The 18,296-nt window shown below is 71.5% G+C and carries 22 protein-coding genes and 2 pseudogenes; 9 read left to right on the top strand and 15 right to left on the bottom strand.

From position 1 onward, the window contains the following. Nucleotides 1-97: 97 nt before the first annotated feature. Nucleotides 98-649, top strand: a complete 552-nt coding sequence (locus OHA37_RS35975; protein WP_266911766.1) for a YceI family protein — start codon at nucleotides 98-100, stop codon at nucleotides 647-649. Nucleotides 650-735: 86 nt separating this feature from the next. Here the strand turns inward: OHA37_RS35975 and OHA37_RS35970 are convergent, their stop codons facing one another. From OHA37_RS35970 to rpmB, 6 genes and pseudogenes are all read right to left on the bottom strand, one after another. Further along, nucleotides 736-1,449, bottom strand: a complete 714-nt coding sequence (locus tag OHA37_RS35970; RefSeq protein ID WP_266911764.1) for a hypothetical protein — start codon at nucleotides 1,447-1,449, stop codon at nucleotides 736-738. Continuing rightward, nucleotides 1,446-1,973: a SigE family RNA polymerase sigma factor gene (locus tag OHA37_RS35965; RefSeq protein WP_266911762.1), complete on the bottom strand. Its 528-nt coding sequence runs from the start codon at nucleotides 1,971-1,973 to the stop codon at nucleotides 1,446-1,448. The genes OHA37_RS35970 and OHA37_RS35965 overlap by 4 nt, the downstream gene beginning before the upstream one ends. Before the next feature lie 125 nt (nucleotides 1,974-2,098). Beyond that, nucleotides 2,099-2,983: pseudogene (locus tag OHA37_RS40890) on the bottom strand (pectinesterase family protein); the annotation flags it as partial. Between the two features lie 141 nt (nucleotides 2,984-3,124). Next, a pseudogene (locus OHA37_RS40885) lies at nucleotides 3,125-4,465 on the bottom strand (pectate lyase family protein); the annotation flags it as partial. 407 nt (nucleotides 4,466-4,872) lie between these two features. Beyond that, nucleotides 4,873-5,178 carry a 30S ribosomal protein S14 gene (rpsN, locus tag OHA37_RS35955; RefSeq protein WP_266911760.1) on the bottom strand — a complete coding sequence of 102 codons (306 nt, stop codon included), beginning with the start codon at nucleotides 5,176-5,178 and terminating at the stop codon, nucleotides 4,873-4,875. Next, nucleotides 5,178-5,414 (bottom strand): 50S ribosomal protein L28, encoded by a 237-nt coding sequence (gene rpmB, locus OHA37_RS35950; RefSeq protein WP_266911758.1) that lies wholly within the window; start codon nucleotides 5,412-5,414, stop codon nucleotides 5,178-5,180. The genes rpsN and rpmB overlap by 1 nt, the downstream gene beginning before the upstream one ends. Nucleotides 5,415-5,483: 69 nt before the next feature. On the opposite strand from rpmB, the gene rpmG reads away from it, so the two are divergent. The 4 genes from rpmG to rpsR are packed head-to-tail and all read left to right on the top strand — an operon-like array spanning nucleotide 5,484 to nucleotide 7,367. Beyond that, nucleotides 5,484-5,648 (top strand): 50S ribosomal protein L33, encoded by a 165-nt coding sequence (gene rpmG, locus OHA37_RS35945; protein WP_266911756.1) that lies wholly within the window; start codon nucleotides 5,484-5,486, stop codon nucleotides 5,646-5,648. A gap of 42 nt (nucleotides 5,649-5,690) precedes the next feature. Further along, complete coding sequence (locus OHA37_RS35940) at nucleotides 5,691-5,939, top strand: type B 50S ribosomal protein L31 (RefSeq protein ID WP_266911754.1); 249 nt, start codon at nucleotides 5,691-5,693, stop codon at nucleotides 5,937-5,939. Next, nucleotides 5,936-7,078, top strand: coding sequence for a CobW family GTP-binding protein (locus tag OHA37_RS35935; RefSeq protein ID WP_266911752.1), 1,143 nt, complete (start codon nucleotides 5,936-5,938; stop codon nucleotides 7,076-7,078). The genes OHA37_RS35940 and OHA37_RS35935 overlap by 4 nt, the downstream gene beginning before the upstream one ends. A 49-nt stretch (nucleotides 7,079-7,127) precedes the next feature. Continuing rightward, nucleotides 7,128-7,367 (top strand): 30S ribosomal protein S18, encoded by a 240-nt coding sequence (gene rpsR, locus OHA37_RS35930; protein ID WP_266911750.1) that lies wholly within the window; start codon nucleotides 7,128-7,130, stop codon nucleotides 7,365-7,367. A gap of 176 nt (nucleotides 7,368-7,543) precedes the next feature. Here the strand turns inward: rpsR and OHA37_RS35925 are convergent, their stop codons facing one another. Further along, nucleotides 7,544-9,040: an MFS transporter gene (locus OHA37_RS35925; RefSeq protein ID WP_266911748.1), complete on the bottom strand. Its 1,497-nt coding sequence runs from the start codon at nucleotides 9,038-9,040 to the stop codon at nucleotides 7,544-7,546. Nucleotides 9,041-9,139: 99 nt separating this feature from the next. Here OHA37_RS35925 and OHA37_RS35920 point away from each other — a divergent pair, with 99 nt between their 5' ends. Further along, nucleotides 9,140-9,646 (top strand): MarR family winged helix-turn-helix transcriptional regulator, encoded by a 507-nt coding sequence (locus tag OHA37_RS35920; RefSeq protein WP_266911746.1) that lies wholly within the window; start codon nucleotides 9,140-9,142, stop codon nucleotides 9,644-9,646. Here the strand turns inward: OHA37_RS35920 and OHA37_RS35915 are convergent. Continuing rightward, complete coding sequence (locus OHA37_RS35915) at nucleotides 9,603-9,905, bottom strand: hypothetical protein (protein ID WP_266911744.1); 303 nt, start codon at nucleotides 9,903-9,905, stop codon at nucleotides 9,603-9,605. The genes OHA37_RS35920 and OHA37_RS35915 overlap by 44 nt on opposite strands. 474 nt (nucleotides 9,906-10,379) lie before the next feature. Here OHA37_RS35915 and OHA37_RS35910 point away from each other — a divergent pair, with 474 nt between their 5' ends. Further along, nucleotides 10,380-11,162, top strand: coding sequence for a YhjD/YihY/BrkB family envelope integrity protein (locus tag OHA37_RS35910; RefSeq protein ID WP_266911742.1), 783 nt, complete (start codon nucleotides 10,380-10,382; stop codon nucleotides 11,160-11,162). A 63-nt stretch (nucleotides 11,163-11,225) separates the two neighbouring features. Here the strand turns inward: OHA37_RS35910 and OHA37_RS35905 are convergent, their stop codons facing one another. From OHA37_RS35905 to OHA37_RS35880, 6 genes are all read right to left on the bottom strand, one after another. Continuing rightward, the gene (locus tag OHA37_RS35905; RefSeq protein WP_266911740.1) at nucleotides 11,226-11,468 is read right to left on the bottom strand and encodes a DUF6296 family protein; all 243 of its coding nucleotides are present in this window, start codon (nucleotides 11,466-11,468) and stop codon (nucleotides 11,226-11,228) included. Between the two features lie 151 nt (nucleotides 11,469-11,619). After that, nucleotides 11,620-11,988, bottom strand: coding sequence for a PRC-barrel domain containing protein (locus tag OHA37_RS35900; RefSeq protein WP_266911738.1), 369 nt, complete (start codon nucleotides 11,986-11,988; stop codon nucleotides 11,620-11,622). 92 nt (nucleotides 11,989-12,080) lie between these two features. After that, nucleotides 12,081-12,242 carry a hydrophobic protein gene (locus tag OHA37_RS35895; protein WP_266911736.1) on the bottom strand — a complete coding sequence of 54 codons (162 nt, stop codon included), beginning with the start codon at nucleotides 12,240-12,242 and terminating at the stop codon, nucleotides 12,081-12,083. Nucleotides 12,243-12,394: 152 nt separating this feature from the next. Then, nucleotides 12,395-13,771 (bottom strand): mycothione reductase, encoded by a 1,377-nt coding sequence (locus OHA37_RS35890; RefSeq protein ID WP_266911734.1) that lies wholly within the window; start codon nucleotides 13,769-13,771, stop codon nucleotides 12,395-12,397. 4 nt (nucleotides 13,772-13,775) lie between these two features. Beyond that, nucleotides 13,776-14,843 carry a fatty acid desaturase family protein gene (locus tag OHA37_RS35885; protein WP_266911732.1) on the bottom strand — a complete coding sequence of 356 codons (1,068 nt, stop codon included), beginning with the start codon at nucleotides 14,841-14,843 and terminating at the stop codon, nucleotides 13,776-13,778. A gap of 6 nt (nucleotides 14,844-14,849) precedes the next feature. Then, nucleotides 14,850-15,005, bottom strand: a complete 156-nt coding sequence (locus tag OHA37_RS35880) for a DUF6131 family protein (protein WP_204357835.1) — start codon at nucleotides 15,003-15,005, stop codon at nucleotides 14,850-14,852. Between the two features lie 165 nt (nucleotides 15,006-15,170). Between OHA37_RS35880 and OHA37_RS35875 the strand changes: the two genes are divergently transcribed. Both OHA37_RS35875 and OHA37_RS35870 read left to right on the top strand, forming a co-directional pair. After that, nucleotides 15,171-15,653 (top strand): flavin reductase family protein, encoded by a 483-nt coding sequence (locus tag OHA37_RS35875; RefSeq protein WP_266913384.1) that lies wholly within the window; start codon nucleotides 15,171-15,173, stop codon nucleotides 15,651-15,653. 460 nt (nucleotides 15,654-16,113) lie between these two features. Then, nucleotides 16,114-17,001 (top strand): SigB/SigF/SigG family RNA polymerase sigma factor, encoded by an 888-nt coding sequence (locus OHA37_RS35870; protein WP_266911729.1) that lies wholly within the window; start codon nucleotides 16,114-16,116, stop codon nucleotides 16,999-17,001. Nucleotides 17,002-17,046: 45 nt separating this feature from the next. On the opposite strand, the gene OHA37_RS35865 is transcribed toward OHA37_RS35870, so the two are convergent. Then, nucleotides 17,047-18,264: an anhydro-N-acetylmuramic acid kinase gene (locus tag OHA37_RS35865; RefSeq protein WP_266913382.1), complete on the bottom strand. Its 1,218-nt coding sequence runs from the start codon at nucleotides 18,262-18,264 to the stop codon at nucleotides 17,047-17,049. Nucleotides 18,265-18,296: the final 32 nt, after the last annotated feature.

The raw sequence follows: 18,296 nt of genomic DNA, 5'->3' as shown, positions 1-18,296 counted from the left end.
GCGCGGCGCAAAGCCCCGGGGCCATGGAGGCGTTTAACGTGACGTGCCGCGCCGCCGGTGCGTCCCTTCCATCCCCCGCACCAGTGGAGCAGGCTTCATGAACGAGAACCTCCCCTCGCTGACCGGCACCTACGTGCTCGACCCTGCCCACACCCAGATCGGCTTCGTGGCCCGGCACGCGATGGTGACCAAGGTGCGGGGTGTCTTCACGGAGTTCGAGGGCACCGCCCACCTGGACGGCGATGACCCCTCCAAGTCGTCGGCGTCGCTGCGCATCAAGGCCGCGAGCATCGACACCCACAACGAGCAGCGCGACGGCCATCTGCGTACCAATGACTTCCTGGACGCGCAGAACTTCCCCGACATCACCTTCGCGTCCACCGGCGTACGGCAGCTCGACGACACGCGTTTCCAGGTCAGCGGGGACTTGACGATCAAGGATGTCACCCGTCCCCTCAGCGTCGACTTCGAGTTCCAGGGCAGCGCCACGGACCCCTACGGCAATCTTCGGGTGGGCTTCGAGGGCTCGGTGCCGATCAGCCGCAAGGACTACGGCGTCACCTGGAACGCGGCCCTGGAGGGCGGCGGCGTCCTGGTGGGCGACAAGGTGATCCTGGAGTTCGAGCTGTCCGCGATCAAGCAAGCGTGACGACCCGCGCCGGTCAGCGGCCTGAAGGACCAGGGCGCCGGGAACGCTGCGGGGACGGCGCGCGTGCGCCGTCCCCGCGGTAGGTCCTACGCGAACCCACCCCACACGGCTGCTCCGCCTGCCGCGACGCCGGTGGCGGCATCGATCCGGTACGTGTCGTCCTTCGCGTCGCGGCCGCCGGGAGCGTGGTCGTACTGGCCGGCGAAGACGTGCTCGCCGGACGGGACCGTCCTGCCGGGCTTCAGGGTCCACCGGTAGACGAGGAAGCCGCCTTCCCGGCGGGCGGAGAGGTCGAAGTCCGCGGCGGGCCGGGTCCGCCAGCTACCGGTGTCCCGCACCCCCTGGGTGAGGGCGATGCGCAGCTCGACCACGAGCGAGGTGAGCGGCTCCCTCGTCTTGAGGGTGACGTTGCTCTGTGCCCAGTAGCTGTTGCTGTGGGGGTCGACCGAGCCGTCGGCCCACAGCGGACCGTCCTCGGTCCGGCTGCCCTCCACCGGCGGCGCCGGGCGGTCGGCGGAGGACGGGGCGGAGGACGGGGCGGCGGCCGTCGGGTTCCGTGGCGGGTCCGGGGCGTGCACGGCGCTGACCACCGTGAGGGCGCTCACCGTCAGGGTTCCGGCGGTGGCCAGGGTCGCGAGGGCGATCTTCGGCCAGGACAGGGCCCGGACGCGGACGCGGACACGCTCTCCGTTCCGCGGCAGAGGGGCGGTGCCGCGCTCGACCCGGGCCAGCATGCGGGCCCGGTCGGGCTGGTGGGCTTCGGCGCTCTCCCGCAGCAGTCCGCGCAGCTCGTCGGTCACCGGCTTCCCCTTCCCACCAGCTCGTCGGCGGCCCGGTCACCGAGCAGCCGCTGCAGTTCCGCCGTCCCCTTCGAGGTCTGGCTCTTCACCGTACCCACTGATATCCCGAGCGCCGCCGCGGTGTCCTTCTCCGAGAGGTCGAAGGCGTACCGCAGCACCACGCAGGCGCGTTTGCGGAACGGCAGCCTGTCCAGCGCGGCCCGTACGTCCATGACGGCGGCCATGTCCGGCCCGTCGGTGCGCTCCGGCCGGTGCGACCAGAACAGCAGGACCCGCCGTCGCTCGCGCACCGTGCTCCGGATCCGGCTGCGGGCGAGGTTCGCGACGATCCCGCGGGCGTAGGCCGCCGCGCTGTCGGCGCGGCGGGCCCTGTCCCAACGGTGCCAGAGCGCGACCATCGCGTCCGCGGCGAGGTCGTCGGCGGCGTCCGCCTCACCGGTCAGCAGGTGGGCCAGGCGGGAGAGTTCGGCGTGGTGGCGTTCGAAGAACGCGTGGAAGTCCGCGGCCGCCTCGTCTTCGGTCATGGCCTCGGTACGGCCTCTCGGTGCGGCGGGGGCGATCTCAGGAAGGTACCGGAGAGTAGCAGTCCGTTCGGGTGATCGTTCGGACGCCTCCGTCCGCCCTGGTCCGGTCAGCACGGTGGCGCCCGTCAGCCGGTCGGGTTCCAGCCGTCGGTCCCGGCCAGGTAGGCGCGGGCGGTGTGGCGTGCCGCCTGGTCCGGGCCGAGCTGGGGCCGGTTGGGGCCGGTTCCGGCGCCGGGGCCCGTGTTGGCGTACTCGGCGAACCGGGCCGACTTCCAGGAGAAGCCCCCCATGTCGGTCCACGGCCCCTCCGTCTTCACGGCCGCGGGCAGGCTCGTGTTGCGGACGACCAGCTGGCCGACCGCGCTCGCACCGGGGTGCCAGGGGCGGCCGAGGTAGTAGGTCCGGGGCTGGGCGGGGCTGCTGATCGTGCTGTCGGTGATGAGGATCCCGTACGGCTTGGCCGAGTCGGTGTTCGGTGCGGCGAGGTAGCCGTTGTGGCCGCCGGCCGCGGCGCCCCGGTCGCGCAAGGTGATGTTGACGTGGTCGTAGACGGCGGTGGCGTTGCCGAAGACGAAGTCGACGTCGCCCGCGACGAAGCAGTGGCGGAAGTACTGGCGGTACTGGCCCGTGGCCGAGGGTGCCCAGTTCAGGACGGTGTCCTGGTGCCCGATGAAACGCGAGTTGAGGTACTGCTGGCGGTCGCCGGACGCGTTGAGCGCCACCGCCTGGGTGTCCTTGACGCCCGGGTGCGCCGACCTCTGCCAGGTGTTCTCCACCGTGACACCGGTGACGGTGATGTCGTTCGCCGAGAAGGTCGCGGTGGCACTGCCCGCGGTTCCGTACGTACCGCCTCCGGGCTTCGGTGTGCCGGAGGCGTTGTCGTAGGTGATGACGACGTCCTCGGCGTTGCCGGTGGCGCCCTTGAGCGTCAGCCCGCGCTTGGAGGCGGGGACGTTCACCGTCTCCCGGTAGGTGCCGCGCGCCACGAGGACGGTGTCGCCCGCCGCGGCGGCGTCGACGGCGGACTGTACGGAACGGTGGGCGGCGGATCCGTCGGCGGCGACCGTCAGCGTACGGCCGCCGGTGGGACGGGACGGCGCCGGAGCCGACGGGGCGGAAGCGGACGGGGTGGGCCCCTGGCCTCCGGTCTCGGTGAGGACGCCGGCGCCCGCCGTCGCCGCGAGCTTCTTCGGCAGTCCGGCGGCGGGCTCCAGTCCGGCGGTGAGGGTGGGCTTCCAGCCGACGGTGGTCTTGATCTTCTTCCCGGGGTGGGCGGCGTTGTAGGCGGCGACCAGGTCCGCGGGGGCGCCACCGACGAGGTTGCCGCTGCCCGCGATCGCTCCGGTGCCGTCGCCGCTGAACAGCTGGGAGGTCTTCCGGTCGGAGGAGAGCTTCCAGTGGTTGTTCTGCGCTATGACCTGGGCGCCTGCACGGGAGTTGACGCTGTAGCTGTGGGCGTAACCCTCGGACGCCGTGGTGTCGTAGTAGTTGTCGTACAGGTGGATCCGGCCCACCCGGGCGAGCGGGGCGCGCTGGACCACGCCCTGGAAGACGTTGTGGTGGAGCGTCACCCGCAGTTTGGTGTCCTGGTCGCTGCTGCCGATCAGCATCGTCTTGTCGTGGTGCGCGAACCTGTTGTATCCGACGGTGACCAGGTCGGAGGCGTTGGTGATGTCGAGGGCGCCGTCGTGGACCTGGTAGTGGCGGCCGAAGCGGACCGGGTCGGCGGAGTCCGGGTGCGGGAGGTCGGAGAAGCTGTTGTGGTCCACCCAGACGTGGGTGGCGCCTCGCAGGCTGACGGCGTCGTAGGCGGAGTTCCAGTTGCCGGTGGAGCCGTCGGTCGGATCCCACTGCGGGAAGCAGTCCCGGACGTCGGTGAGCGCGAGGTTGCGGATGATCACGTTGTCGGCGTTCTTCACCACCAGGCTGCCGCCGGTGATCCCCGCTCCGGTGCCGGGCACTCCGATGACGGTGGTCCGCGCCGGCACCGTGAACACCATGCGGGCGGCCTGCTTGGCCTGGGCCGCCCTGCGGGCGTTCTCCTGGGCGCCGGACGGCAGTTTGGTACGGCCCCAGACCGCGGGATCGTACGCCTTGAGGTAAGAGTCGAGCGAGTAGCCGGTGCCCGCGGCGTAGTCGGCGCAGTTCTGGCGCTTCCCGTTGTCGTCGGTGTTCGCGTCGATCAGGCCCTTCACGCGGACGATCCTGGGGGCGTCGGCCGGGGTCGCGGCCAGGGCCTTCGCCAGCTCGGCGCGGGTGGAGACGGTGAAGACGCGCGCCGCGGCCGCGTCCCGGCCGCCGGTGGTGCCCGAGCCGCTCGCGGCCCAGCCGTCCCGGGCGGGCAGGACGCCGTGGGCGAGGTCGGCGGGTGCCACGGCATCGGCCTTCACGACGAGCGGTACGGCGCCGAGACCGGCGGCGACCAGGGTGGCCGCGCCGGCCAGGACGAGCCTTCGGCGCCCTGTGGCGCGGCGGTGGGGGGAAGCGGACATGGGGGTGGCTCCTTGGGACGAGATGCACTGTTCACCCCTCAGTTGCCGCCGGAGCCCGAAAGGTTGCCGTGCACCCCGCCGAAAGGTCCGCCCAACCTGGCGGGAGACGTTCCGGGCTGCCGGAATCGAGTACGTCGTCCACCGCTTCGGTGGCGGAAGCAGCCGCGCCGAGTTCGCCCTCATCGTCGGCGCGGGCGGCGGCAAAGCCCTCGATGCCGCGCGTGCCGCAGCGGACGACCTCGATCTCCCCAGGGCCAGTTGTCCGACCGCGGCCCCCGAACCGCACTCCTACCTGCACGGTGAGAAGGTCGCCTCGGCGTACTCACCCCACTCGTCCGCCGGTCTCGTCGCGGGCCCACATCCCACCCGAGATGTGGGCCCGTTCGCTTCCGTCGGCCGCGCACGCTCTACCAGGACGACTTCGTGACTCCGGGCAGGAAACCGGCGTGCGCCTGTTCACGCATCCGCACGCGGGACAGTCCGAACTTCCGCAGGTGTCCGCGGGGCCGCCCGTCGACACCGTCCCGGTTGCGCACCCTGGTCGCGCTCGCGTCGCGCGGCTGCTTGCGCAGCTCGGCCACGGCCGCTCCCCGTTCGGCATCCGTCGAGGACGGCCTCCGGATGATCTCCTTCAGCTCCGCCCGCCGGGTGGCGTAGCGCTCGACGACGGCCTTGCGCTTCTCGTTCTGCGCGATCTTGCTCTGCTTCGCCATCAGACCTTCACCCCACGGGCGCGGATGCGTGCCACCGCGGCCTCGACACCGATCGCGTCGATGGTCTTGATCGCCCTGGCGCTCAGCTTGAGGCGGACATGGCGCCCCTCGCCGGGAAGCCAGTACCGCTTGCTCTGGATGTTGGGGTCGAAGCGGCGGGAAGTGCGCCGGTGCGAGTGGGAGATGGCGTTGCCGAAGCCCGGCTGGGCGCCGGTCAGCTGGCAGTGGGCGGACAAGGGGTTACCTGCCTGTCTCTGAACGGGGATCGTTATTGGAAATGATTTCCATTCCCGTATAGTAGCCCCATGGCACGCACCGAAGTACGCCCGATCGTCAAGCTCCGCTCCACCGCGGGCACCGGCTACACCTACGTCACCCGCAAGAACCGGCGGAACGATCCCGACCGGATGGTGCTGCGCAAGTTCGACCCGGTGGTCCGCCGGCACGTCGACTTCCGCGAAGAGCGCTGAACCCCGTCCCCGCTCCCCCGACCCCTGCCTGAAAGACACGCCATGAAGCCTGGAATCCACCCCGCCTACGGACCCGTCGTCTTCCGCGACAAGGCCGCCGACTTCGCCTTCCTCACCCGCTCGACCGCCACCAGCGACAAGACGGTGGAGTGGGAGGACGGCAAGACCTACCCCGTCATCGACGTGGAGATCTCCTCGCGGAGCCACCCCTTCTACACCGGCACCGCCCGCGTCCTGGACACCGCCGGCCGCGTCGAGCGCTTCGAGCGCCGCTACGGGGGCGGCAAGTGAGACTGCCCGTCGTCATCATCGGCGGGCTGCACTCCGACGCCCGCAAGGAGGTCGTGGACCGGCTGCTCCGGTCCGTGCCCGGCAGTGTCGCGCTCCACCACGACCTGGCCACGGCGCCCACCGGCACCGTGCTGCGGATCGTGCGCGACGCCTCGGGCGAACTGTCACGAGGTGAGGCGCCGCTCTTCAACGACTGCGCCTGCTGCGCGCTCCGCGAGGACCTGGTCCCCGAGCTCGAACGGCTGGCCGGCAGCGGAATGACGCGCCTGGCCGTCGTCGAGCTGTGGGACTCCGTCGAGCCCAAGGCGATGGCCGAGGTCGTCGCCGGGCACGGCGGCGACGACCTCGATCTCACCGGCGTGATCACCGCGGTGGACCCCGCGCTCGTCCTGCCGTATCTCGTCAACGGCGACGATCTGGCGGATGTGGGCCTCGCGGCGGCCGCCTCGGACCGGCGCACGGTCGGGGACACCTGGGCCCGGCAGCTGGAGTACGCCCCCGTACTGGCCCTCGTGGACGGCAAGGACGCCGACGAGGAGGACCTTGCCCTCTTGGCCCAACTCCATCCGACCGCCCGCCGGGTGTCCGCCGGATCCGGGGAACTGGCCAAGGTCGCCTTCGCCGGCTTCGACGTGGAGACGGCAGCCGCCGCCCAGCACCCGGCCTGCGCCTTGCTGCCGCAGGAGGCGGAGGAGGCGGGAGTCACCACCCTCGTCTGGCACCGCAGGCGCCCCTTCCATCCCGAGCGGCTCTACGAAGCCCTGGAGGACCTCTGCTGCGCCGCTGCCCGCAGCCGCGGCCGGTTCTGGCTCGCCGACCGGCCCGACACCTTGCTGGCCTGGGACGCCGCGGGCGGCGCGCTGTGCGTGGAGAACGCCGGGCCCTGGCTGGCCTCCCTCCCGGACGCCGCCTGGGAGTTGGTGCCGCCGATGCGCAGGGCGGCCGCCTCGCTCGACTGGCATCCGGAGCACGGCGACTGCTGCCAGCACCTCGTCTTCACCTCGCCCGGCCTCGACCGCGACGGGCTGGAGCGGCTCCTGGAGTCCTGCCTGCTCACGGACGCCGAGTACGCCTCGGGGCGCGAGGAGTGGCGGAGACTGCCGGCCGCCTTCGACTCGCTCCTCGACCCCGTCTCCTGACGCCCCACCGACCAGCACCTCGACCGCACACACCGCTCAAGGAGCCCTCATGGCCCGCCGCCAAGCCCCGCACAAGCCGCTGAAGTCCCGCCCCAACCCCCTGGACGCGGCAAAGATCACGTACATCGACTACAAGGACACCGACCTGCTGCGGAAGTTCGTCTCCGACCGCGGCAAGATCCGCAGCCGTCGCGTCACCCGGGTCACGGCGCAGCAGCAGCGACGGCTCGCCGCCGCGATCAAGAACGCCCGCGAGATGGCCCTGCTCCCGTACGGCAGCAGCCGGTAGGGCCTCGCACGCACTGCGCGGCGGCGACCGCGCGCACGCATCGGTCTGAGCGACCCTGCTCCGCCCCGAGGGCTGAGCGGCCACGCACGCGTACGACCGAGGCGAACTCGTCTTCATCGGCACCGCGTTCCGCGCGGAAGCTGCCGTCAAGGTGGCGGCAGCTTCCGGTCGGTGGCTCACACGGCGACCTGCGGGGTGTCGGTGGCGACGCCGTGGTGCTCGCCCTCGGGGCGTCCTTGCCGGGGCAGCAGGAAGGTGATGGCGAGGAACGCGACCAGCAGGCACGCCTGGACGACCAGGGCGTAGTGGAAGCCGCCGGTGAACTCGCCGGCCTTGGCCCGGTCGAAGAACACGGAGCCGAACACGGCGACACCGAGGGAGCCCCCGATGGACTGGACCGCGGACAGGACTCCGGAGGCGGAGCCGATCTCGTCGTCGTCCACGGCGGCCAGGATGAAACTGAACAGGGCGGCGATGACCATGCCCGCGCCGATGCCCGAGACGGCCACGCCCGGGGCGATGTCCCAGATCGAGAACGAGGCGGCGCTCAGGCCGTCGAGTTCGAACCAGAGCAGGGCCGCGCCGGCGAGCTGGACGAGCGGGCCGATCTGGAGGACCTTGCGGCCGATCCTGTCGGCGAGGACGGCGCCGCTGACCGCACCGCCGATGGCCGTGCCCACCGCGAGCGGCAGGTTGCCGAGCCCCGCGTCGCCGGCGGTGAACTGCCGGCCGATCTGCAGGTAGAGGGTCAGCACGAGCTGCGTGCCGACGAGCCCGGCGAAGAACAGGGCGATGGCGCCGAGCCCGACGCTGAAGGCGGGCTTGCGCAGCAGGCCGGGGGTGACCAGCGGCTCGCGGCCCGCCGCGGCCGTACGGCGCTGCTGCAGCGCGAAGAGGGCGAACGCGATGGCCGAGGCGGCCATGGACAGCCAGGTCCACAACGGCCAGCCGTCCTCCTGCCCCTGGTTCAGCGGCAGGACGAGGAAGGTGCAGGCCATGACGATCAGCGCCGCACCAACCATGTCGATGCTCACCGTCCGGTCACCGGCCTTCTTCGGCACGCACTTCGCGGCGACGATCAGGGCCGCGATGCCGATGGGCAGGTTGATCAGGAACACCGACCGCCAGCCGAGGCCGAAGAAGTCGCCCTCGATGAGGAAGCCGCCGAGGACCGGGCCGATGATGCCTCCGAGCCCCAGGACGGGCCCGAAGATCCCGAAGACCTTCGTGAGCTCGCGACCCGAGAAGTTCTCCCGCAGCAGGCCGAGCCCCTGGGGCAGGAGCATCGCCCCGGCGGCGCCCTGCAGCAGCCGGAAGGCGATCAGCGACCCGATGTTCGGCGCCAGCGCGCACAGCAGTGAGGTGGCGGTGAAGGCGGCCAGGCCGAGCAGGAACATGCGGCGCCGCCCGTAGCGGTCGCCGAGCCGGCCGCCCAGCACGAGTCCGGCGCCCAGGGTGAGCGCGTAGCCGCCGATCACCCACTGCAGGCCGACGGAGCCGGCCCCGAGGGACCTCTCCAGGTCGGGACCGGCGACGTTGACGATCGAGGCGTCCAGGAGATCCATGATCTCCGCGACGAGCATCACCACCAGGATCAGCCACCGCCATCGGTAGGGCTCGGTGGTCTCGTCGGGGGTGGGGGACGGATCATGCACGCCAGATACCTCCATCATGGAATAGTTCCACCGTGAAGGTAAAGTGGTGACGGTAGGTTGTCAAAAGCAGACCGCCGAGGCGGAGCACGCGGCAGGAGAGAAGGGCGGAGGGCCTCCATGGAGGAAGCGCAGCGCGACGACGTCGCGGCGCAGCACGAGCGGCTGATGGAATCGCTGAGGATTCACGGCCGCCACTACGCCGAACTCAGTCGGCGCTTCGCCGCCTGGCTGGGCCTGCACTCGACCGACGCGACCGCCGTACTGGAGATCGCCGCCGCGGAAGAGCGCGGCACTCCCCTGTCGCCGGCGCGGCTGAGCGAACGCATCCCCCTGTCCACGGGGGCCACCACCGCGCTCCTGAACCGTCTCGAAGCAGCGGGGCACATCACCCGCGTCCGCGAACACTCCGACCGGCGCGTCATCACCCTGCGCAGTGGCACGCACATCCAGGAACGGGCGGACGAGTTCTTCGGCCCGCTCGCCCACCGCCTGGACACCACGATGTCGCACTACCCGCCGCAGCTCCTGGAGCAGTTCGACTCGTTCATGGCCGACCTGAACTCCGCCATGGACACCCACCTCAGCGAGCAGGACGCGGCGCCGCCGGCTCATCCTCCGGCGTGACGTGGGCGAGGAGGGCCAGCGCCGTCCGCGCGGGTGAGCCGGCCTCCGTGGTGGCGACCACGAGGACGTCACCGCGGCGGCCGGTCACGATCGCCGGAACGTGAGCCAGTGCCTCCAGCAGCTGCCCGGTGGCCCGCGTCACCCGCTTCGGGGCGGGCCGTCGGCGCCGACCGGGGCCCTGGGCCGTCCGGGCCGGGTTGTGCAGGTGCAGGCGCTCGGTCTCTTCCAGCCGCAGGGCCCGGGCAAGGGCGTCCAGCACCTGCGGCGAGGCGTTCAGGGAGTGCCCCTGCAGAGGTCGTGTTCCCGGGTGGTGGCGCTCAAGGCGTGCTCCTCGATGGGTGGGGTGGTGCCATGTCGGCCGAACCCACGTCACCACCGGTCCTGCCGGGGAGCCAGACCCGCTGGTGCCCATCCACACCGGGGACAGGCTGTGCGGTGGGGATCGGCCCATACTCGGATCCTGCTGCCCCTCGCGCAATGGATCGCCGAGGAAGTATGAGACGCAGGCCGGAGCCCCGCCGGCCTCGCCCGGACACGTGGACGACGTGCTGCGGTGGATTCCCGGTCGGGAGGGTTCTACCGTGAAAGCAACACCTGGAGCGGCCATGCCCATGCCCATCGCCCCATCCCCGGCCCGCCCGTCCCGGTCACCGCAGCCGCCGACGACGCCCGGGCGCGCGCCGGTGAGATGACCGGGTCCGGCAGGACCCGTCGGCTGTCGCCCCTGGGACGGATGCGCAGCGCGGCCCGGCGCGCGCGGGCCGGACGCCGCTGGGTGCACGTCCGGGACGTGGACCTGTGGCAACGCTCCCTCGGCTTCGCGGCGCTCGGGTTCCTGACCCTGGTGCCCCTGCTCATCGTCGTGTCCGCGGCGGACACCCGCAGCGGGCAGGGGTTCGCGCAGTGGCTGGGAGACGGTCTCGGCGTCTCTCCGGCCGCCAGGGCCGAGATCGAGCGGCTCTTCGCCCTGCCCGGCCAGGCGTGGCGGACCACGACGGCCTTCGGCCTCGCGCTGCTCGCCGTGTTCGGCCTGTCCTTCGGCACGATGCTGCAGAGCGGCTACGAACGGGTCTGGGACCTGCCCCCGTCCCGCTGGTGGGCCCGCTGGCGTCACGTGCTGTGGCTGAGCGTGCTGGTGGGGGCACTCTTCCTCTCGGCGATCGCCCCGCCGTGGCGCGACTCCCCGGCCCGCGGCTTCGTCACGGCCGCGATCGGAACCCTCTTCTTCTGGTGGTCCCAGCACCTGCTGCTCGGCGGCCGGGTCCCGTGGACCGCCCTGCTCCCCGGGGCCGTGGCCACCATGTTCGGGCTGCTCGGCCTGCGGGTCTTCTCCCGGCTCGTCTTCTCACCGCTGATCGCCTCCAGCGCCGTCACCTACGGCCCCTTCGGAACCGTCCTCGTCATCCAGACCTGGCTCGTCGGCGTCGGCGTGGTCGTCTTCGGGGGCGCGCTCGTAGGCCGGTTCCTCCACGACGAGCTGCAGCGCCGGGCGCCTCCGGTGGCACCCGGGCAGTGAGGCGGGAGGCGGGCCGGCCGGGGTCCTTCACCGGCGGGATACGGGCGCCGGCCAGGTGACGGATCACCCGGACAAGGGCCGGGCCGTGACCCCGTGAGCCGGTTCCTGACCGGCCCCGGTGGCCAGCACGCGCACTTCCGACCGGTTGCTGATCTCCGCCTGGATGATGCCCGTGGCGTCCTCGTAGACCGGGTGGCCTCCCGGCCCCGTCCGGTCCGTGACGGTCACCCGCACGACGTCCTGGCCGCCCTCGGTCACGCCGGGGAACACCAACTCGTACGCTCGCACCAGATCCGTCCGTCCCATCACCCTCTCCCCTCTGCGCCGGTACCGGCGCGGGGCAGTCGCAATGAGTCCTTCCGTTTCATCCTCCCCCTGCCGGACCGATGGCGCCGATCGTGGGCTCATGGCAGTGGGCCCGGACTCTGGGAGTCCGGGCCCACTGCCTTTGATCCGATCAGGCCGGCGGGATGCCGAAGGGGCTGCTGGTGGCGTAGTAGGTCCGCAGTTCCTCGCGGTACCCGGGGTTGGTGAGGTGCTTGTCCCGGTGGAACTCGGGCGCGTTCTTGATCTGGCCCATCGTCCGGTCGACCAAGACCTTCCGCTCCTCCGGGACGATGCTCACGACGGTGCTCGCCGGCAGCAGGACCTCCTTCCCGAAGATCCACACGCCGGTGTCCACGACCAGATAGGCGTCACCGACCTCGTCGGAGTGCTTGTCGACCTTGCCGATGCCGCCGTCGGTCGCCTCGACCTTGTAGCCGGTCAGATCGACACCGGCCAGGTGACCGGCGGTCGACTTGTAACTCCACACATGTTCAGTCACGCGAAAACAACTCCTCCGGTAGGGGAGGCGGGCAGGCGATTCCCTGCCGCCGTCCTTTCTCCGTACGTACTGCGGGGGAACTCTCCGGCCCGCTACCAGCGGTACCAGCGACCGCTGCCGCCCTTGGGTCGGGCGACGAAACCGAGCAGCCACAACACCAGTACGGCTATGGCCACCCACCACAGGATCTTCAGTGCGAAACCCGCACCGACGAGAACCAGGATCAGAAGCAGAACGAGAAGAAGGGGAACCATGATTATCGACCTCCGAAAGGCCGTCTGCCCCGCTCCCGCCCGCTCACACAGGCGAATTCGTGAATGCGTCGTCACCGGTACCACAGGCGCGCAGGATTTCACCCCCGGCCCGTTCCCCTCCGCGCAGCGGAACCCTCGCGCCCGTCCGGCGTTCACAGGCCGAGGTCGAGGAGGGCCTTCTCCACGAGCTCGGTGAGCGCCGGGTGGATCCAGTACGGGGAACCGGCCAGGGTGCGCGCGTCGATTCCCAGGGTCATCGCCAGGACGAGGGGCTGGATGAGGGTGGCGGCCTGCGGGCCCATGAGGTGGGCGCCGAGCAGGCGGCCGGTGCCGCGTTCGGCGAGCACCTTGCAGAAGCCGGTGGTGTCCTCCATCGCCCAGCCGTAGGCGATGTCCGCGTACCGGGCCTCCCCCACCAGCGGGTTGAGGCCCCGGTCGCGGCAGTCCTGGCCGGTGGCGCCGATGGAGGCGATCTGGGGGCTGGTGAAGACGGCCGCGGGCACCAGGTCGTGGTCGGCGGCGATCAGGTCGTCGGGGTGGCGGAGGTTGTGGGCGACGACCTGCGCCTCGCGGTTCGCCACGTGCTTGAGCGGCACCGGTGTGCAGATGTCACCGAGCGCGAAGACCCCTTGCGCGGTGGTGCGTTGGTGCGCATCGACGACGATGCGGCCGTCGCCGTGGGTGGCGACGCCCGCGGCGTCGAGGTTCAGCCGGTCGCTGTTGGGCACGCGGCCCGCGGCGACCAGCAGCGTGTCCGCCTCGACCGTGGAGGCATCGTCCAAGGTCAGCCGTAGGGCGCCCGGGCGGCCGCCCACCGCGGTCACTTCCCGGCCCAGTCTGAGGTCGTAGCGGGAACGGGCCAGTTCGGTGAACCGTTCGGCGACCGTCTCGTCCTGGGGGCCGAGCAGCCGGTCCTCCTTCTCCACGATGACCACGGAGCTGCCGGCCGCCGCGAACACCTCCGCGAGCTCGGCCGCGATGTAGCCACCGCCGAGGACGGCCAGGCGGCGGGGCGGCGCGTCGATCCGCATGACGGTGTCGGACGTCTCGTACGGCAGCCCGGAGTCGAGGACGGGCGGAGGCACCAGTGGGCGGCCGCCGGCGGCGATGACGAGCTGCCGTGCGCTGATGTCGACGAAGCCGCCGCCGAGGTCCGCGAGGTCGATCCGCAGTTCGCGCGGGCCGGTGAAGCGCGCCCTTCCCTCGTACACGGTGACGGAGTCCGACTCCCGGCGCCCCCGGCGGCCCTCCTCGCGGTCGGCGTCCAGGCGCCCGAACACCCGGTCGCGCAGAGCCCGCCAGCGCACGCCGAGCAGCTCCGCGCCGACGTCGTACGTACCGGCTTCGCCTACGGTCCGGGCCACGTGGGCGGCGTAGGCGAACATCTTGCTCGGGATGCAGCCCGCGTTCAGGCAGGTTCCGCCGAACCACTTCTCCTCGACGATCGCCACGTCGAGACCGGCGAAGGAATCGTCGATGACGGCGTTGCCGGATCCCGCACCGATGACGACGAGATCGTGGTGCCGCATCGGGTCACGTCTCGGTGGTGCGGACCTGCCGCACGCGGGGCTGACGGAGCGGGGCGCCGGCGTGGTGGAGGCTGGCGAGGGTCTGCCGGTAGGAGTTGATCAGGCTGGTCTCCAGGTAGCTCACTCCGAGCTCCTGGCAGTGGCCGCGGACGATGACCTGGGCCCGGCGCAGGTGCGGGCTGGGCATGCTCGGGAAGAGGTGGTGCTCGATCTGGTAGTTCAGGCCGCCGAGCACGATGTCGGTGAACCGGCCGCCCCGCACGTCGCGGGAGGTCAGCACCTGGCGGCGCAGGAAGTCCGGCCGGTCCGCGCCCCGCAGGGTCGGCATGCCCTTGTGGTTCGGGGCGAAGATGGATCCGAGGTAGATGCCGAAGAGGCACTGGTGGACCACCAGGAACGCGATCGCCTTGCCGGGCGGCAGCACCAGGAACAGCGCGCCGAGATAGACCGCGAGGTGCGTGAAGAGGAGGGTGCCCTCCCACGCCCGGTCCTTCAGGGCGCCGTCGGCCAGGGACCGGATCCCGGACACGTGCAGGTTGAAGCCCTCCAGCGTGAGCAGGGGGAAGAACAGGAACGCCTGGGAGCGTCCCAGGAGCCGGGGTAGCCCCTTGGAGGCCCGGGCCTGGTCCTGTGTCCAGACCAGGATGTCCGGATCGAGATCGGGGTCGAGGTCCTCGTGGTTGGGGTTGGCGTGGTGCCGGCTGTGCTTGTCCTGCCACCAGCCGTATCCCATCCCGATGCCGAGGTTCCCGGCGAGCCGCCCGGACACCTCGCTGGACCTGCGCAGGCGGAAGACCTGCCGGTGCGCGACGTCGTGCGCCAGCAGAGCCACCTGGCCGAAGACGAAGGCCAGGAATCCGGCGGTGATCAGGTTCCACCAGCTGTCCCCGATCAGCACGAAGGCCGTGCAACCGAGGGCGTAGAGGGTCGTCACGACGGTGATGCGCAGTGCGTAGTAGCCCGGGCGCCGGCCCATCAGGCCGGCCGCCTGGATCTTCCTGGACAGCCGGGCGAAGTCGCTCCCCGTTTCCGCCCCTGCGGGCGGGGGTCGCACCTTCTCCAAAGAGTTCATGGCCGGTTACCAGTAGTGGCGACGTCCGCCGACCGCGTGACCGACCGAGCCCAGAATCCACAGCACCGCGCCCACCACGAGCAGAATGATCCCGATGGTCCACAGGATGGAGATTCCGGTCAGGAATCCGATGAGCAGGAGGATGAGTCCGGCGAAAATCATGGTGGCCTCGTTCTCATGTGGGGAATTCGACGGAACGGTTGATCCGCCGTGGCGCTTTGGATCGCGTCTACCCGGGAAATCCGTCCTTAGCTGTCGATCGGCCCCGAACTTCTGCGGAGGAAATTCCGCCGCTCATCCAAGGAGCTTTCCGTGACCGGACCCGGAATGGACGGCTTCACCGACGTCCTCGATTACGCGATGTACGTCGTGACGGCGGCGGCCGACGGAGAACGGGCCGGGTGCCTGGTGGGATTCGCCTCGCAGTGCTCGATCGACCCGCCCCGTTTCATGGTGTGGATCTCCACGTCCAACCGGACGTACCGCGTCGCACGCCGCGCCTCGCACGTGGCGGTCCACGTGCTGCGCCGCGAGCAGAGGCCCACGGCGGACTGGTTCGGCGGGCGGACCGGCGACGACGTGGACAAGTTCGAGCGGGTGGACTGGCGGCCCGGAGAAGGGTCCGCACCGGTCCTCGCGGACTGCCTCGCCTGGTTCGTCGGCCGGGTACGAGGGCACGTGGAGGGCGACGGGGACCACGTCGGCTTCCTGCTCGACCCGGTGGAGCAGAGCCCGCCCGGGCGGCGCGACGAGCCGCCCCTGCTCCGGTTCAGCGATATCGCCGACATCTCACCGGGGCACCCTGCTTGATGGCCGGCGGCCGGCAGCCTCGTATCGGACTGCGGTCGGTGCACACCGGGCAAGGCGATCAGCCGCGCCCGGGCGTCTGCGCTGGTCAGGACCGTGTCGGGCATCGGGCACCTCCGGGGATCGGACGCGGTGATCCCCGCTGGGCGGATCGCGTCGGTGGACGGAACGACTGGCGACTGCCCGGACAGCGGAGGCCTACCCAGGGCCTGCCGATCTTCGGAGGAACACACGAGGATCTTCGGCACCGTGCACGGGCCTGCCGACGGCCGTCGCGGCGGAGCCCCGGGCGGCCGCGGCCCGGCCCCGTGGCTGTCGGGGGACGGCGTGCCGAGACCCCCTACGGGATCCCTGCGCGGGGAAAGGGTCAGCCCTCCCCGTGAGGGGGTATATAGCCATCGGGAAGACGACGACGGTCCCCGCTGCGCCTGCCGGCTTCAGCCCCATCCGTCAGAGGTTTCACATGTCACCCACCACCCGCGACACGGCGGACCCCCTCCATACCGGGCTCCTCCCGGACCTCCTCGGCCTCCCCGAGAACCTCCCCGAGAACCTGGTCGGCGTGAGCACGACGGACGCCCGGACCCTGTCCACCTCGCTCTTCCGGCGTCTTGGCACCCTGGAGGAGGGCACTGCCGAGTTCTCGTACGTGCGCAACACCCTCGTCGAGCTGAACCTCAGCCTGGTGAAGTACGCGGCCCGCCGCTACCGCGCGCGCAGGGAACCGCTGGAGGACATCATCCAGGTCGGCACGATCGGCCTGATCAAGGCCATCAACCGGTTCGACGTGGAGCGCGGGACCGAGTTCGCCACGTTCGCGATCCCCACCATCACCGGTGAGATCAAGCGGTTCTTCCGTGACACCAGCTGGTCGGTGAAGGTCCCCAGGCGTCTGCAGGAACTCCGGCTCGACATCGCCAGGACCTACGACGCCCTCGAACAGGGGCTGGGCCGCCGGCCGTCCGAACACGAGCTGGCACACCGCCTCGGGATCACCGACAGCGAGCTGGCCGAGGGCCTCCAGGCGAGCAACGGCTACACCGCCGGGTCCCTCGACGCACCGCTCGGCGAGGACTCCGACGCGTCGCCGCTGACGTCTTCGCTCGGCGTCGAGGAAGCCGCGTACGACCGCATCGAATGCCTGGAAACCCTCAAGCCCCTGCTGACGACCCTCAGCGACCGCGATCGCCGGATCCTGGCCCTGCGCTTCGGCGAGGAACTCACCCAGTCCGAGATCGGCGACCGGCTCGGCCTCTCCCAGATGCACGTCTCCCGGCTGCTGAGCCGGATCACGGAACGGCTGAGGACGGGTCTTCTGACCGACGACGGCGTCCCTGACGACTCCGTGTAGGCCGTCCGCGCCGCGCGCGATGCTCGTGCGGTAGTGGCGCCCTGCTCACCTGGACGTGCGCGGGGCGCGGACGACCAGGCGGTCGGGCGCCGTCGCCAGCGGCGCGGGCAGGCTCCGGCCCACCGCGCCGGGTGTGAGCGAACCGAGGACGCTCGGGTGCCGGGCGCCGGTGCAGGAGGGGAGGGTCGCGGGCAGACCGTGCGCGGTGAGCCAGCCCAGGACCGCGAAGGCGTACGCCTCCTTCGTGCCGGACGGCAGCCCCAGCTCGTCCGACGTACGCAGCGCCGCGCCCGCGCCGCCCCCGCCCAGTTCCTCCCGCAGCCACCGCATCAGCACCGGGTTGCGGGTGCCGCCGCCCGATGCGATCACCTCCGTCGGCCCGAAGGGCCGGACGGCGTCGGCGACGGTCCGTGCCGTGAGCCGGGTCAGGGTGGCGACGACGTCCTCGGCGGACAGCGGCCCGCAGGTGTCCAGGGCCGCGCGCAGATAGGGCAGGTGGAACAGTTCCTTGCCGGTCGTCTTCGGTGCGGGCAGGGCGTAGTACGGCTCGTCCAGCAGTTTCCGCAGCAGCCCCGGGTGCACGGTGCCGCGGGCGGCGAGCACGCCGTCCACGTCCATGGACGGCGCCCCGCCCGGGGCGCCACCCCCTGCGAGCTCCCGTACCGCCGCGTCGATCAGCGCGTTGGCGGGTCCGGTGTCGAAGGCCAGCGGTGCGCCGCCCGCCCCGTCCGCGACCACCGTCACGTTGGCGATGCCGCCCAGGTTGAGCGCCACGGGGACGCCCGGCCGCCCGCGCAGCCACATGACGTCGAAGACGCTCACCAGCGGCGCACCCTGTCCCCCGGCGGCCACGTCCCGCGTACGGAAACCCGAGACGACCGGCCGGCCCGTGGCCTCGGCGATCCAGGCCGGCTCGCCGATCTGGAGCGTGCCGTACACGCGGCCGGACCCGGTCCAGTGGTACACGGTCTGCCCGTGGGAGGCCGTCAGATCGCTCCGGCCGCCGCACAGTTCGAGGTCGGCCCGTACGGCCGCCGCGGCGAAGGCCTGTCCGATGCGCGTGTCGAGCCTGCACACCGTGGCGAAGTCCGTCGCGGCGGGTGGCAGCGCCCCGGCCAGCTCCGCCCGCAGACCGTTCTCGTACGCGGTACTGATCATGCCGAGCGGCGTGAGCACCAGCGTGTCCCCGTCCAGGGCGAGGTCCGCGGCGGCCGCGTCGATGGCGTCGTACGAGGTGCCCGACATCAGCCCCACCACGCGCAGGTCGCCCGCCCTGCGGACGCCCGCCGGCGGGC

The organism is Streptomyces sp. NBC_00335 (genome assembly GCF_036127095.1).
In the GTDB taxonomy this organism is placed as follows: domain Bacteria; phylum Actinomycetota; class Actinomycetes; order Streptomycetales; family Streptomycetaceae; genus Streptomyces.
The sequence above is the reverse complement of the archived record's forward strand: the minus strand, read 5'-3'. Positions and strand labels throughout refer to the sequence as shown.